The organism is Arthrobacter sp. AG258, from assembly GCF_004364695.1.
GTDB lineage: Bacteria > Actinomycetota > Actinomycetes > Actinomycetales > Micrococcaceae > Arthrobacter.
Genome location: NZ_SOBI01000006.1, coordinates 79,757 through 93,263 on the forward strand (window position 1 = coordinate 79,757; position 13,507 = coordinate 93,263).

Annotated in this window: 13 protein-coding genes; 6 read left to right on the forward strand and 7 right to left on the reverse strand. The window is 66.9% G+C overall.

Features of this window, described 5'->3' with window-relative positions:
- Window positions 1-134: 134 nt before the first annotated feature.
- Window positions 135-1,415, reverse strand: coding sequence for a GAF domain-containing protein (locus DFO47_RS13915; protein ID WP_133832035.1), 1,281 nt, complete (start codon window positions 1,413-1,415; stop codon window positions 135-137).
- Window positions 1,416-1,582: 167 nt separating this feature from the next.
- Between DFO47_RS13915 and DFO47_RS13920 the strand changes: the two genes are divergently transcribed.
- The 3 genes from DFO47_RS13920 to DFO47_RS13930 all read left to right on the forward strand — a co-directional run bounded on the left by DFO47_RS13920 (window position 1,583) and on the right by DFO47_RS13930 (window position 5,444).
- Window positions 1,583-3,382, forward strand: a complete 1,800-nt coding sequence (locus DFO47_RS13920) for an NAD(P)/FAD-dependent oxidoreductase (protein ID WP_133832036.1) — start codon at window positions 1,583-1,585, stop codon at window positions 3,380-3,382.
- A 15-nt stretch (window positions 3,383-3,397) separates the two neighbouring features.
- Window positions 3,398-4,453, forward strand: a complete 1,056-nt coding sequence (locus DFO47_RS13925) for a 2,3-butanediol dehydrogenase (RefSeq protein WP_133832037.1) — start codon at window positions 3,398-3,400, stop codon at window positions 4,451-4,453.
- Between the two features lie 109 nt (window positions 4,454-4,562).
- Window positions 4,563-5,444, forward strand: a complete 882-nt coding sequence (locus DFO47_RS13930) for a class I SAM-dependent methyltransferase (protein ID WP_133832038.1) — start codon at window positions 4,563-4,565, stop codon at window positions 5,442-5,444.
- 27 nt (window positions 5,445-5,471) lie between these two features.
- Here DFO47_RS13930 and DFO47_RS13935 read toward each other — a convergent pair whose 3' ends face one another.
- Window positions 5,472-6,047, reverse strand: coding sequence for an HNH endonuclease signature motif containing protein (locus DFO47_RS13935; protein WP_133832039.1), 576 nt, complete (start codon window positions 6,045-6,047; stop codon window positions 5,472-5,474).
- A gap of 192 nt (window positions 6,048-6,239) precedes the next feature.
- On the opposite strand from DFO47_RS13935, the gene DFO47_RS13940 reads away from it, so the two are divergent.
- Window positions 6,240-6,746 (forward strand): SRPBCC family protein, encoded by a 507-nt coding sequence (locus DFO47_RS13940; protein WP_133832040.1) that lies wholly within the window; start codon window positions 6,240-6,242, stop codon window positions 6,744-6,746.
- Window positions 6,743-7,222, forward strand: coding sequence for a nucleoside deaminase (locus DFO47_RS13945; RefSeq protein WP_133832041.1), 480 nt, complete (start codon window positions 6,743-6,745; stop codon window positions 7,220-7,222). Before DFO47_RS13940 ends, DFO47_RS13945 begins: the two co-directional genes overlap by 4 nt.
- Before the next feature lie 183 nt (window positions 7,223-7,405).
- On the opposite strand, the gene DFO47_RS13950 is transcribed toward DFO47_RS13945, so the two are convergent.
- From DFO47_RS13950 to DFO47_RS13970, 5 genes are all read right to left on the reverse strand, one after another.
- On the reverse strand, window positions 7,406-8,377 hold the full coding sequence (locus DFO47_RS13950; RefSeq protein WP_133832042.1) for a 2-hydroxyacid dehydrogenase: 972 nt from the start codon (window positions 8,375-8,377) through the stop codon (window positions 7,406-7,408).
- Window positions 8,374-9,729 (reverse strand): MFS transporter, encoded by a 1,356-nt coding sequence (locus DFO47_RS13955; protein WP_133832043.1) that lies wholly within the window; start codon window positions 9,727-9,729, stop codon window positions 8,374-8,376. Before DFO47_RS13955 ends, DFO47_RS13950 begins: the two co-directional genes overlap by 4 nt.
- 67 nt (window positions 9,730-9,796) lie before the next feature.
- Window positions 9,797-10,945 carry a galactonate dehydratase gene (dgoD, locus tag DFO47_RS13960; protein WP_133832044.1) on the reverse strand — a complete coding sequence of 383 codons (1,149 nt, stop codon included), beginning with the start codon at window positions 10,943-10,945 and terminating at the stop codon, window positions 9,797-9,799.
- A 36-nt stretch (window positions 10,946-10,981) separates the two neighbouring features.
- Window positions 10,982-11,599 (reverse strand): 2-dehydro-3-deoxy-6-phosphogalactonate aldolase, encoded by a 618-nt coding sequence (locus tag DFO47_RS13965; protein WP_133832045.1) that lies wholly within the window; start codon window positions 11,597-11,599, stop codon window positions 10,982-10,984.
- 9 nt (window positions 11,600-11,608) lie between these two features.
- Complete coding sequence (locus DFO47_RS13970) at window positions 11,609-12,631, reverse strand: 2-dehydro-3-deoxygalactonokinase (protein WP_166651727.1); 1,023 nt, start codon at window positions 12,629-12,631, stop codon at window positions 11,609-11,611.
- A gap of 58 nt (window positions 12,632-12,689) precedes the next feature.
- On the opposite strand from DFO47_RS13970, the gene DFO47_RS13975 reads away from it, so the two are divergent.
- Window positions 12,690-13,493: an IclR family transcriptional regulator gene (locus DFO47_RS13975; RefSeq protein WP_133832047.1), complete on the forward strand. Its 804-nt coding sequence runs from the start codon at window positions 12,690-12,692 to the stop codon at window positions 13,491-13,493.
- Window positions 13,494-13,507 lie beyond the last annotated feature (14 nt).

The window sequence follows — 13,507 nt, forward strand, 5'->3', positions numbered from 1 at the left end:
AGTGCGCTTCACGTAGTGGCCCAGTTGTGCCAACGCAATCCGCGAGTAGAACATCAACCGCAGCGGTGAGCCGGGCTGGGCCGCCACCGGCTCCTTCCATCAACAGTCTTCTACTGACCCCAGGGGCCGTCAGTTCAACTACCGAAGGATGCGCGAAACGCGAGGTACCGGGCATCGGCGCGTCCGACAACCTGGCTGAAGGCTTCCACTGCGCGCGGATCCCCGGCCCCCATATCCGTGGACAGCCACCGGACCAGCAGCCCTGCATCTCTGCTGGCCCTCACCGCCGCGCCAACGGCCAAGTCCAGCTGGTCCCGCAACAGCTGAACGGCAAGTACTCCCGACCGGCTGAGCAGGGGAGCGGTGTACGCATCCAGCGCCTCCGCCACCCGTCCCTCGCGGAGCAGCCCCAGCACCCGGCCCGAGTCAGAACACCCGGCCACGCCGGCAGCAAGCCGGTACGGGTTTGACGCCACAGCATCGCCCAGCAGCGAGCGGACCCGGAACATTTCGGTCCGGATTGCCTGCGGCGTCCCTGCATCGCCATGCAGTTCATAGGCCAGTTCCTCGGCGCTCCACCCTTGCGACCGCGAGTCCAGCAGCGCCAGGATCTCCGCCCGGCGTAGCGTCAGAGGCACCCTTCTCCCGTCGGTAAACACCGCCGCGGGCCGGTCGCCGAGCAGTTCCAGCGACGAAACAGCAGCACCAGCCGGCCGCACACCCTGCCGGGAGGCACGCGCGGAAGACGACGCACCCAAGGAGGCGCCGCCGTCGGACGTTACCAACATCGTTTCCGCCACCCGGACCGCGCACCGCACCATCCGCAGGGTATCCGCGCTGATGGTGTCCAGCGGACCGGAGACGTCCAGCACGCCCAGCAATGCGCCAGTCAAAGGGTCAGTGATGGGCGCCGCGGTGCAGGCCCAGTCGTGGTGGGTTCGGACCAGGTGTTCGGCGGAGAACAGCTGCACCGGCCCGCCGGTGACCAACGCCTCGCTGATGGCGTTGGTGCCTATCCCCGCCTCGGACCAGTCTGCCCCCTCGGAGAACTCCAGCCGGTCCGCCCGCCGCAGCGCCTCCCGGCTGCCCACCCTCCACAGGATCTCGCCGGTCGCGTCGGTGAGTACCAGCAGGTGCCGGCCGGAACTGGAATCGTCGGCCAGCAGGTCCTGCAGCGCCGGCATCACCCGCTGCAGCCGGTGCTCGCGCCGCAGCTGCAGCACCTCGGACGGATCGTGCAGGTGCCGGGGGCTGTGCTGGTCCGGGCTGATGCCCAGCGCCATGGACCGCCGCCACGACTCCGCCAGCGGCACGGGGATCTCCGGGCGCGGGACACCGGAGATCACCAGTTCATGGGCGCGGCACAGGGCACGCGCGTACTTTGCCGGGTCCGAAAACCTCAGGCCGTAGTCCACCGTCTCCTCCTCACCGCCGGCGTCCTTGCCGGCAGTGCCCGTGTAACGCGCTTGTTACCCCCGCCGCGTTCCAATAGTGATGCAGCTCACGCCCGCCCCAGCATACCGCAGGGACCCCGGCGGGAGCCGCCCGGACCACCGGAGGGACCGCACACAAAGGAGTGGAGATGACTGAAACACCCACCGCCGCCGCGCAGGCCTGGCTGAGCAGCCTGGACGGCGCGCTCCAGCGCCGCGACGTGGACGCCGCGCTGGACCTCTTCGAGGAGGAAAGCTATTGGCGCGACTTCGTGGCATTCACCTGGAACCTGAAGACCCTCGAAGGCAAGGCGGACATCCGCCGGATGCTCCAAGCCACGCTGGACCACGTGCAGCCCGCCAACTGGGCGCTCGCGGAGGACGCCACCGGCAGCGCCGACCCTGACGGAACCGTTGAAGCCTGGATGACGTTCGAGACCGGTGCCGCCCGCGGCTACGGCCACCTCCGGCTGCGCAACGGCAAATGCTGGACGCTGCTCACCACCATGCAGGAGCTGAAGGGCTTCGAGGAGAAGAAGGGCCCGCGCCGCGAGCAGGGCGTGGCGCACGAGATCATCCGCGGCCGCCGCTCCTGGAAGGAGCTCAAGGAGGAGCAGGAGGCGCGGCTGGGCTACGAGGAGCAGCCCTACTGCGTGATCATCGGCGGCGGGCAGGGCGGCATCGGCCTCGCGGCGCGGCTGCGGCGGCTGGGAGTGCCCACCATCGTGATCGAGAAGAACGAGAACCCGGGCGACTCCTGGCGCAACCGCTACAAGTCCCTGCACCTGCACGACCCCGTCTGGTACGACCACCTGCCGTACCTGAAGTTCCCGGACGACTGGCCGGTCTTCGCCGCCAAGGACAAGATCGGCGACTGGCTGGAGCACTACACCCGCATCATGGAGCTGAACTACTGGTCCGGCACCGAGTGCGTGGGCGCGGAGTACGACGACGGCACGCAGGAATGGGCGGTCAGCGTCCTCCGCAACGGGTCGCCTGTGACGTTGCGGCCCAAGCAGCTGGTCTTCGCCCTTGGCGTCTCCGGCTACCCGAACATCCCCGCGTTCGACGGCGCGCAGTCCTTCCTTGGGGAGCAGCGGCACTCCTCCCAGCACCCCGGCGGCGGGGACTGGACGGGGAAGAAGGCCGTGGTGATCGGCTCCAACAACTCAGCGCACGATATCTGCGCCGACCTCTGGGAGCACGGCGCCGACGTCACCATGGTGCAGCGTTCCTCCACCCACATCGCCCGCAGCGAATCGCTGATGGACCTGGCGCTGGGGGACCTGTACTCGGAAAAGGCGCTGGCCAACGGCGTCACCACCGAGAAGGCCGACCTGCTGTTCGCGTCCCTGCCGTACCGGATCCTGCCCGAGGCACAGGTGCCCGTGTACCAGGAGATGGCCAAGCGGGACGCGGAGTTCTACTCCCAGCTGGAGGCCGCCGGGTTCGACCTGGACTTCGGCGTGGACGGGTCCGGCCTGTTCCTGAAGTACCTGCGGCGCGGCTCCGGCTACTACATCGACGTCGGCGCCTCCCAGCTGATCATCGACGGCAGGGTGAAGCTGAAGTCAGGCCAGGTTGCTAAGATCACCGGCAACGCCGTGGTGATGGACGACGGCACCGAGCTGGAGGCCGACCTCATCGTCTACGCCACCGGCTACGGCTCCATGAACGGCTGGCTGGCGGACCTGGTCTCGCCCCAGATCGCCGACAAAGTGGGCAAATGCTGGGGCTACGGCTCGGACACGCCGAAAGACCCTGGCCCGTGGGAGGGAGAGCTGCGCAATATGTGGAAACCAACCAACGTCCCCAACCTCTGGATCCACGGCGGCAACCTGCACCAGAGCCGGCACTACTCCTCCTACCTGGCCCTGCAGCTCAAGGCCCGGATGGAACGGCTGGAGACGCCGGTGTACGAACTGCAGCCCAGCCACCACACCCGCTGAAAGGAACAGCCCACCATGAAGGCAGCACGATTCCACGCCCGCAAGGACATCCGCATCGAGGACATCCCGGAACCCGAACTCCGCGCCGGGGCGGTGAAGATCGACGTCGCGTGGTGCGGCATCTGCGGCACTGACCTGCACGAGTACCTGGAAGGGCCCATCTTCTGCCCGGCGCCGGGCCACCCGCACCCGCTCTCGCACGAGGAATCCCCGGTGACGCTGGGGCACGAATTCTCCGGGACTGTCTCCGAGGTGGGCGAAGGGGTGACGGGCCTGGCGAAGGGGGACAACGTCGTCGTCGAACCCTATTTTGTGGACGGAACCTGCGACATGTGCCAGGCGGGCAGCTACCACCTGTGCCGGCAGATGGGCTTCATCGGGCTGTCCGGCGGCGGGGGAGGGCTGAGCGAGAAGATCGTGGTGGACCAGCAGTGGGTGCACCCCATCGGGGACATCCCGCTCGATGAGGCGGCGCTGATCGAGCCGCTGTCCGTGGCGCACCACGCGGTGGCGCGCAGCGGCGTGAAGGCCGGCGACACGGCGCTGGTGGGCGGCTCCGGGCCCATCGGGCTGCTCACCGCCGCGGTCCTGAAGGGCATGGGCGTGACCACGATCATCAGCGAGCTCACCCAGGCGCGGAAGGAGAAGGCCACCTCAAGCGGTGCGGCGGACCACGTCCTGGACCCGAGCAAGGAGGACGTGCCGGAGCGGGTGCGGGAACTCACCGGCGGCACCGGGGCCGACGTCGCCTTCGAATGCGCCGGCGTGAACGCGGTGCTGGACACCATGCTCGACGCCGTCCGGCCCGGCGCCGTGGTGGTCAACGTGTCCATCTGGGGCGCGCCCGCTACCGTGGACATGCAGAAGATTGTGCTCAAGGAGATCGACCTGCGCGGCACCATCGCCTACGTCCGCGACCACCCCGCGGTGATCAAGATGGTGCAGGAGGGCAAGGTGGACCTCAAGCCGTTCATCACCGGCCGGATCGCGCTGGAGGACCTGGTGGAGCAGGGCTTCGATACCCTGATCAACCACAAGGACACGGCGGTGAAGGTGCTGGTGCATCCGTAGGTTCTGGTAGGCAGCCACTTGGCATGGGAGGACGGACGACGGCGGGACGCAAGTGCCGCCGTCGTCCTTCCCCTTCCTTCGCTGCGGAGCGCCGTTGTAGGGTCGGGGCGTGATCGTCCCCGATATCTCCCAGGACGCCGTGGCCGTGGCGGATCACTACGACGAGCTTGATCCCGTCTACCGCCGGGTGTGGGGCGAGCATGTCCACCACGGGCTGTGGACGACGGGCCGCGAGTCACCCGCCGAGGCCGTCGAGGCGCTGGTGGACACTGTTGGCGACCGGCTGGGCCTCATGCCGGGCCAAGAATGCGTTGACATCGGCTGTGGCTACGGCTCCACGGCACGGCGGCTCGCTGTGACGCGCGGGGTTAGCGTCACCGGCTTCACCCTGTCCGCTGAGCAGGCCCAGTATGCCGCCGCGCATCCCGTGGCCGGTGTGGACATCCAGGTCCGCGACTGGCTCGCCAACGGGCTGGCCAACTCCTCGGCCGACGCCGCGTGGGCCATCGAATCGAGCGAGCACATGGTGGGCAAGTCCCGGTTTTTCGCCGAGGCGCACCGCGTGCTGGTACCAGGCGGACAGTTCGTCATCTGCGCGTGGCTCGCCGAGACCGATGCGGGCCGTTGGAAAATCCGCCACCTGCTGGAGCCGATCTGCCGCGAGGGTCGCCTGCCCTCGATGGGCACGCGCGAAGAGTATGAGGCGATGGCTATGGCGGCCGGCTTTGAGGTCACCGGCTATGAGGATGTCAGCCGCCGCGTCGCCCGCACCTGGCCGATCTGCGCTCGCCGGCTGGTGAAGGCCCTGCTCGTGGATCCCGAGATGCGCCGGATGGCCCTTCGCGCCCGCAACCGCGTCTTCGTCCTCAGCATCCCGCGCCTGATCCTGGCCTACCGCACCGGTGCCATGCGCTACGGGATCTTCACGCTCACCAAGGCTGGGGAGAGGGGGCCGGAAACCGGGCCAAACACCTCAGCCGAAGCTGACTGACCGGAAGCGCCCGCTCCGGCCCTGGGTTCAGGGCAGCGGCTGACGCTCGCCCACGCTGACTGAGGCCGACGCCGGAAGGTAGTCACGCCGTCGTCGTTCCATCCGGCGCTGCTGGCCCGGAGAAGGGATCCTCGCCCGCTTGGCGCGGTTGCACCTGGCGCACGCGGCAACAAAGTTCTGGAGACTCGTGGAGCCGCCCTTGGACCAGGGGTAAAAGTGGTCGCCATGCTCGGCGGGGCGGCCACAGCGGCGCCCGAAGCCTGCTTCCAGCTCGCACAGGCTACCGGCCCGGGCCATCCCTTCGCGGCGCTGCTGGCGGGTGAAACGGCGTACCGGATCCCGGCGTCGGACATCTTGGCTCGTCGTGACGGCCGCAACGATAGCCAGGACCGCTGCGGCTGCGCCCGGAAGCACTGCTGCGGAGCCAACACGGCCGAGAATGCCCTGAAACACGTCAGCGGCGACGGCCACTCCCACCCCGCCAACTGGCGCTGCCTTTGCCATCAAGCCCGTCAGCACGGAGAAGGCGAGCCACAGCAGTACCGCCGTGTACCCCAGGCGAAGCCCCTGCCGCGTCCAATAAATCCGGCCCAATTCCGGCATAAATTCCCCCAAGTGTGGTCGCCCGGGTCCCATGGTCCCGGGTGTCCAGGAAAGCGTATAAGCCGGGTGCACTCCGATGCCTCAGGGTTGGCTCAGTTTTTGCCGAGCTTCCGCGCCGGGCTCTCTTCCTTCCCGGGAGCAGTTGCCGGTGTGAAGCCGTCGCGAGAAGTGCCCGTCTGCAAGGATGGAGCCATGAACCAGAGCAGCCCCCGCCAACACCAGGATTCCGTCACGGTCAACGCATCAGCCGAGACGCTCTACAGCCTGGTCTCCGACGTCACCCGCACCGGTGAGTGGAGCCCGGTCTGCAAAGCGTGCTGGTGGGACGACGAGACCAGCGCCGGCCACGTTGGCGCCTGGTTCACCGGGCGGAACGAGCTCCCGCACCGGACCTGGGAGACCCGCTCGCAGGTGGTGGCAGCCGACCGGGGGCGCGAGTTCGCCTGGGTGGTGGGCGGCAAATACGTCCGCTGGGGCTTCACCCTCACCCCGGCAGGCGCCGGAACCGTCCTGACCGAGTCCTGGGAATTCCTGCCCGAAGGGATCGCCATGTTCGGAGAAAAGTACGGCGCCGACGCCGACGCGCAGATCGCCGAGCGCACCCAGCAAGCGCTGGACGGAATCCCGAAAACACTCGAGGCAATCAAACGGATCGCCGAGTCCATCGCCGCACACGACGACGTAAGGTCCCCGCGATGACCCACGAACAGCACGAAACCGCCGCGGCGGCACTGGACAGCAACGATCTTTCGGCATTCGAGGCCGCCTACCAGGCCGCCCGGAAGAGCCTGGCCGAGGGCGGCATCCCCATCGGGGCTGCGATCGCCCGAGACGGCGTGGTGTTCGCCAGCGGGCACAACGAACGGGTCCAGAACGCCGATCCGATCGCGCACGGCGAGATGTCAGCTCTCCGCGCCGCCGGCCGGCAGAAGAGCTACCGGGACACCACGCTCTACACCACGCTGGCCCCTTGTGCCATGTGCGCCGGGACCATCATCCAGTTCAAGATCCCCCGCGTGGTGGTGGGGGAGGCGCGCACGTTCGACGGCGAACTGGACCTCCTGCGCGCACGTGGGGTTGAGGTGGTGGTCCTGGACGATCAGCGCTGCGTGGACATGATGCGCTCGTTCCAGTCCGACAAGCCGGAGCTGTGGGCCGAGGACATCGCCGAGTAGGTGCGTACAAAATGAGCAGGGCGCTCCCGGCATTGCCGGAAGCGCCCTGCTCTGCAGTAAACCGCGTTTTCCCTTTCAAGGGTGAGCGTAGTTGTCGATGCCGGGTTGGCAAACGGCTGTCGTCGCCAGCCCGGAGCGAACGCTCCACCGGGTCTCGGGCCCATCCTCAATCAAGGGACGGACTTAGCCGACTGGTGTCACCAGCGGCAGGCCCTGCTGATAGGCCCTGATGTTCTCCACGACAAGCGCGGACATGGCCTGCCGCGTCTGCCACGTTGCGCTGCCGATGTGCGGAGTAAGCACGACGTTGGGCAGTCCTTGCAACTCGTTTGGCACACGCGGCTCGGTCGCGAAAACGTCCAATCCGGCCCCGCCGAGTTCACCCGCGTGCAGCGTGCGAATCAGCGCGTCCTCCTCGACGACCGAGCCGCGTCCGACATTGACCAGAATGCCCTGCGGGCCGAGTGCTTGCAGTATCTTGGCGTCGATGAGGCCCTTGGTTTCTTTGCCCCCGGGAAGGCAAACGACCAAGGCGTCCGCCCACGTGGCCAGACCCATCAACAATGGTTCACACTCGTAGCCCATGCCCGGTTTTTGTCGGCGGGAGAAGTAGCGGACCGGCATGTCAAAGGCCCACGCCCGCCGTGCAACTGCCTCACCGATCCTGCCCATTCCGACGATGCCCAGCCGGGACCCGGACACCCTGCGCGTCCAGGTGAAGCCGCCGGCCGCCCACCCCCCGGACTCCAGGAAGCGCTGGGCCGCCGGGAATTGGCGTGACGCCGCGAGCAGCAGGCCCATGGCAAGGTCGGCAACGTCATCCGTCAGTACATCGGGAGTGTTGCTGACCCGGACGCCGTGGTCCGCTGCTGCCTGCATATCAATCCCGTCATAGCCCACGCCGAAGTTGGCGATCAGCCCAAGGGCGGGCAGTGACTGCATCCGCTCACGTGCCACGGTGTCTTCACCGTTGGTCAGCAGGATCTCGAATTCCGGCGCCCGTTCCCTGAAGGCTGCGGCGGTAAGGGTATTGAAGTCCACGATCTCGTGGTCCTGGCTGAGCGCCTCGAGCAGCATGTCCGGGAGTGGTGCGTGTTGTAGGAGGGGAGTCCTGCGCACTGTCGTGTCCGGTCTGGCGCCGGAATGTGTAGTCATGGCTTGGAGGCTTCGTCCGTGGCGGGTTCGCCCAGTAGTTCCGTCCCGTCCGGGCCTACCAGGACCGTTGGCTGGTTGTGCGACCGGTGGTTGCGGGTGATCAGGAGTCCCAGCACTCCGCCCAAAATCAACGCCGCAGCGATGAGGAGCAGGCCGCCGTTGTAGTTGCCGGTGCTGTCTTTGATGGCGCCGAGGACGGGTGGCAGGCCAAGTCCGGCGAACTGGGCCACGGTGTTGATCACGGCAATGGACGCTGCGGCTGCGACACCTACGATCTTCTCGGTGGTTACGGCCCAGAACACCGGGGTCAGGGCGAAGGTCAGCCCGACGGCAAGAATCAGCAGGACGTAAGCAACCGCAGCCGGGCTGTAGGGAGCCAAGGCCATGCAGACGCCGGCCGCGATGAGCGGCAGCGCGAGGTGCTTGGAACGCTCGCCGGTCCGGTCGGAGCTGCGGCCGTTGAAGTGCATGAAGAAGATGGCGGCCAGGAACGGTACCGCGGACAGCACTCCGACAAGGACGCTGCCGGAGTCCGGGACCAGGCCCTTGAGGATCAGCGGCATGAACAAGGTGACGCCGATGGTGCAGAACGCCTGGAACAGCCACACCAGGGAAAGCCCGAGAACCGTCCGGTTGGCGATGGCTTTGTACCACGGCACGTGGGCCCCGATGGTGGCGGTGCCGCGTTCAGCGTCGAGGACTGCCACCAGATCGTCTGCCTCACTCCGGGAAAGCCAAGGCGCCTTGTGCGGGGTGTCACGCATGACAAAGAGGACGATGATGCCCAGCGCCACGGCAGGGATGCCTTCGATCAGGAACAGCCAGCGCCAGCCGCTCACCCCCAGGAAACCTTGGAGGTTGAGGATCGCGCCGCCCAGGGGCAGGCCCACCACGGAGGCGCCCACCGAACCCATGTAGAAGAAGGACATGGCACGGGCACGGTTGGCTTGCGGGAACCACTGCGAGAGGTAGTAGATGATGCCCGGGGCGAAGCCGGCCTCGGCCGCACCGAGAAGCAGCCGCAAAGTATAGAGCTGCCATGGCGCCTGGACCAGGCACATCAGCGAACTGACCAGCCCCCAGGAGATCATGATGCGGGCGATCCAGATGCGGGGTCCTACCTTCGTCATCAGCAGGTTGGAGGGCACCTCGAAAATCAGGTATGTGATGTAGAAGACGGAGACGCCGACGCCAAACATGGTGGCCGTCATGCCCAGATCGGCGTTCATGTCGAGCGCCGCGATGGAGATGTTCGTCTTGTCCAGGTTGGCGATGAAATAGCAGATGATCACCAGGGGGATGATCTTCAAGTTCAGTTTGCGCAGTGTCGACGGCGCGAGGGTTGTACTCATGCGGGTCACCTCGTTGTGAGAAGCTGGATAACGGTGTCTTAGGACAGAAAGAAATTGCTTTGTAAGGTCACCATTCGGCGAAGGAACCGTCCGCGTGGCGCCACACGGGGTTGCGCCAGCGATGGCCTTCCCTGGCCCGCTCGATGACATAGTCCTCGTTGATCTCCACACCCAGGCCCGGCCCGGACGGGATCTTGACCATGCCGTCTGCGTAGTCAAAGACGCTCGGATCGGTGACGTAGTCCAGCAGGTCGTTGGACTTGTTGTAGTGGATGCCCAGGCTTTGTTCCTGGATCACCGCGTTGTAGCTGACGGCGTCCACAGCCAGGCACGCCGCCAAAGCGATTGGCCCCAAGGGGCAGTGCGGTGCCAACGCGACGTCGTAGGTCTCGGCCATGGCAGCGATCTTGCGGACTTCGGTAATTCCTCCTGCATGGGAGAGGTCCGGCTGGATGATGTCCACGACACCGGACTCCAGCACTTGACGGAAGTCCCAGCGCGAAAACAGGCGCTCGCCAAGCGCGATGGGCGTGGAAGACTCCCGGAGAACGTCCGCGATGCCGTTCACGTGCTCCGAGAGCACAGGTTCCTCAATGAACATGAGATGGTAAGGCTCCAGTTCCCGGAGCAGCACGCGGGCCATCGGACGGTGCACCCGCCCATGGAAGTCCACCCCAATGCCTATGTTCGGTCCCACGGCGTCGCGGATCTCGGAGACGTTGTGCACCACCCGCTCCACCTTGTCCCAAGTGTCGATGTACTGGAGTTCCTCAGGCCCGTTCATCTTCACGGCACTGAATCCCCGGTCTACGGCGTCCCGGGCCTGCGCGGCGGTCTCGCCCGGCCGGTCACCGCCGATCCACGAGTACACCTTGATGGAATCGCGCAGTTGCCCGCCGAGCAACTCGTGCACGGGTACGCCCAGGGCTTTGCCCTTGATGTCCCACAGGGCTTGGTCGAGTCCGGCCAGAGCGGACATGTGGATGCCGCCGCCCCGATAGAAACCGGAGCGGTACATCACCGTCCAATGGTCCTCGATACGGCGTGGATCCTTGCCGATCAGGTAGTCGCCCAGTTCCTCCACCGCCGCTGCGACGGTAGCCGCTCGACCTTCCAGGACGGGCTCGCCCCAGCCGATTACGCCGGTATCGGTCTCAACCTTTACGAAGAGCCACCGTGGCGGAACGGTGTAGGTGGTAATGGACTCGATCTTCATCGAAGCGTCGCCTTTCGGATGCAGGGTATAGGTGTTTTAGGAGGCGGCGTGGGTGTTCCAGAGAGCCACGAGGGAACCCGCGCGCGCCGCGACCTCCTCGACAGAGCGGCCCGGCTTGTACAGCCAGGAGCCAATACCCGCCCCGGCGGCTCCCGCCTCCAGCCAGGGAGTGAGCGTCTGGTCGTCGATGCCGCCTACGGGCAGCAGCTGGGTTTCCTCGGGAAGAACGGAAGTCCAGGCCCTCATGCCGGCGATGCCGACAGTCTCTGAGGGGAAGATCTTCAGGGCGGTGGCACCGGCCTCGAGTGCGGCAAATGCTTCGCTGGGCGTGGCCACGCCCGGGTAGCTGGCCAGGCCCAGGGATACCGTGGCAGCGATAACCTCGGCGTTGGCGTTGGGAGACACGATCAGCTGGCCGCCGGCTTCTGCCACATCCGTCGCGTGCGTCCGGGTGAGGACGGTGCCGGCGCCCACGCGGGCGTCGTGGGGCAAATCTTCCCGCAGCCGGCGGATGGACTCAAGCGGGTCAGGGGAATTGAGCGGGACCTCGAGGGTGCGGATACCGGCGCGGTAGAGAGCGCGGCCGACGGCGGGCGCCTCCTGGGGGGTGAGTCCGCGCAGGATGGCGATGAGTCCGGTGGGAGTGGAAGTCACGGGGATCCTTTAGGAGAAGGGGTTCGCGGGAGTGGTAACGGCGATGGGCAGGAGGCCCCATGCCCGGGCTACAGCGCGCAACCCATCGAGGGCGGTGTACTGCAGCAGCTGCACTTGCGTGCCTTGAGCTGATAGAGCTCGCTGGTATAGGCCACCCAGCGGGCCGTCTGCACACAAGGCCAGGGGGGCGCCTGATGCCAGGGCTGCAGGAAGCATCGCAGCTGTCTCGTCGCCGATCAGCAGGCCGGACAAGTAGGACGAGACGCCAGCGGCTGCCAGCTCCCCGGAAAGGTACCGCGTACGGGCGCTGAAGAGACGCGCTGCGAACGGGTGGCCGGGGTGTGAAAGCGAGTGCATCACGCCGGAATCGAAGGCGTCGGCATCCCCCTGCGCTGACGCAGCCCCCTCCGCCCCGCCGCGCCGGACCGGGTCGCCCAGAATCGTCGCCTCCAGCAGCGCGGCGTGCAACTCTCCGGTCATGGCTGTGGTGAAGTCAACAATTTCGCCGCCGGCTACTCGAAGCCACTTGGTGTGCGTACCGGGAAGGATGAGGCTCGCTTCGGACGGGTTGCCGAGACGGGCCAAGGCTCCAAGGACTTGGGTCTCCTCCCCGCGAATCACATCGCAGGCGCCCGTCATATCCGGAGCCGTCTTGAGTCCGGGAACGATACTGACCACGGGGGAGGCGCCCGGAACAGCGGTCGGTTGGAAGGCCCGGGCCTCGGCGGGAACCGGGAGATCGAGGCGCCCGGCCGTTGTCCAGCCGCCGTCGGCGCCGACCATTCCGCAGGCCAGCGCGGGTACGCCCGCTGCCCCCAGGCGGTCACAGAGCGCGGCAAGGGTTTGGGTGAACGCGTGCCCGGGGTCAGTCCCGTCCGCGGCGGCGCGCTCGCCTACGGCGCGCAGACCGTCACGAGACGTGGTCGCCGACAACACGGCGCCGCCGCCGTCGAGCGCCCAGGCGCGAAGGGAGGACGTACCCCAGTCGAGGGCCACGAGGGCTGGCTCTCCGGGTGATGAGGGGTGAGGCATGGAACGAAAGTATGCGGCACGTCCCACACTGTTCAACAGCAACCCATATAGTGGGATCATGGATGGAGTGCAAAAGAACGACATGGCCCCGAAAGGCGCCCAAACGCTGCTGAACGGACTGTCCCTTGTGCGCCTCGTTGCTGGCGGTGCCAAGGACGCCCCGGAGCTTCAGCGCGTCACCGGGCTGCCACGCAGCACGGTGCATCGGCTCCTGCAGGCACTCAAAAGCGAGGGCTACCTGCGGGATACCCCCGCGGGCTTGGGCCTTGGTGCCACCTTGATTGAGCTGGGGTTCAGCGCCCTCTCATCCAACCCGCTCGCCGCCGTCGCCGGACCGCATCTGGACAACTTGGCAGCCCAGGTGTTGGACACCGTGCACCTGGCCGTCCGCGATCACGGCTCGGTCCTCTATCTCGTCAAAATTTCGGGACAGCGGGGAGCGGAGATGCGCTCGCGGGTCGGCCTGCGCATGCCCCTGACACGTACGGGTATCGGCAAGGCGTTGCTGCTGGACGACGATGCCGCGGCATGGGTGGAGCGTTGGCGCGCGGAGACGCCGGCTGACGAGACGGCCGCGGCACCTGCGGCCAGCACTGCGGGCGCAAAGGCTGAGGATGACTTCGTGGCGCGGATGCATCACTACCGCAAGGGCGGTTACTCGTACGACATGGAGGAAAACGAACCGGGAATCCGCTGCGTCGCCGCCCCCATCCGCGACGGTTCAGGGTCAATCGTGGGTGCCATCAGTGTCTCGGCAACGGCGCCTTACATGCCGGCGAACCGCATGCGGGAACTCCTGCTTCCGGTGCAGGGCGTTGCTGCAGCCATTTCGGGGGAGATGGGCTTCAGGCCGGCACGGTAGACCGCGGCGCGAAT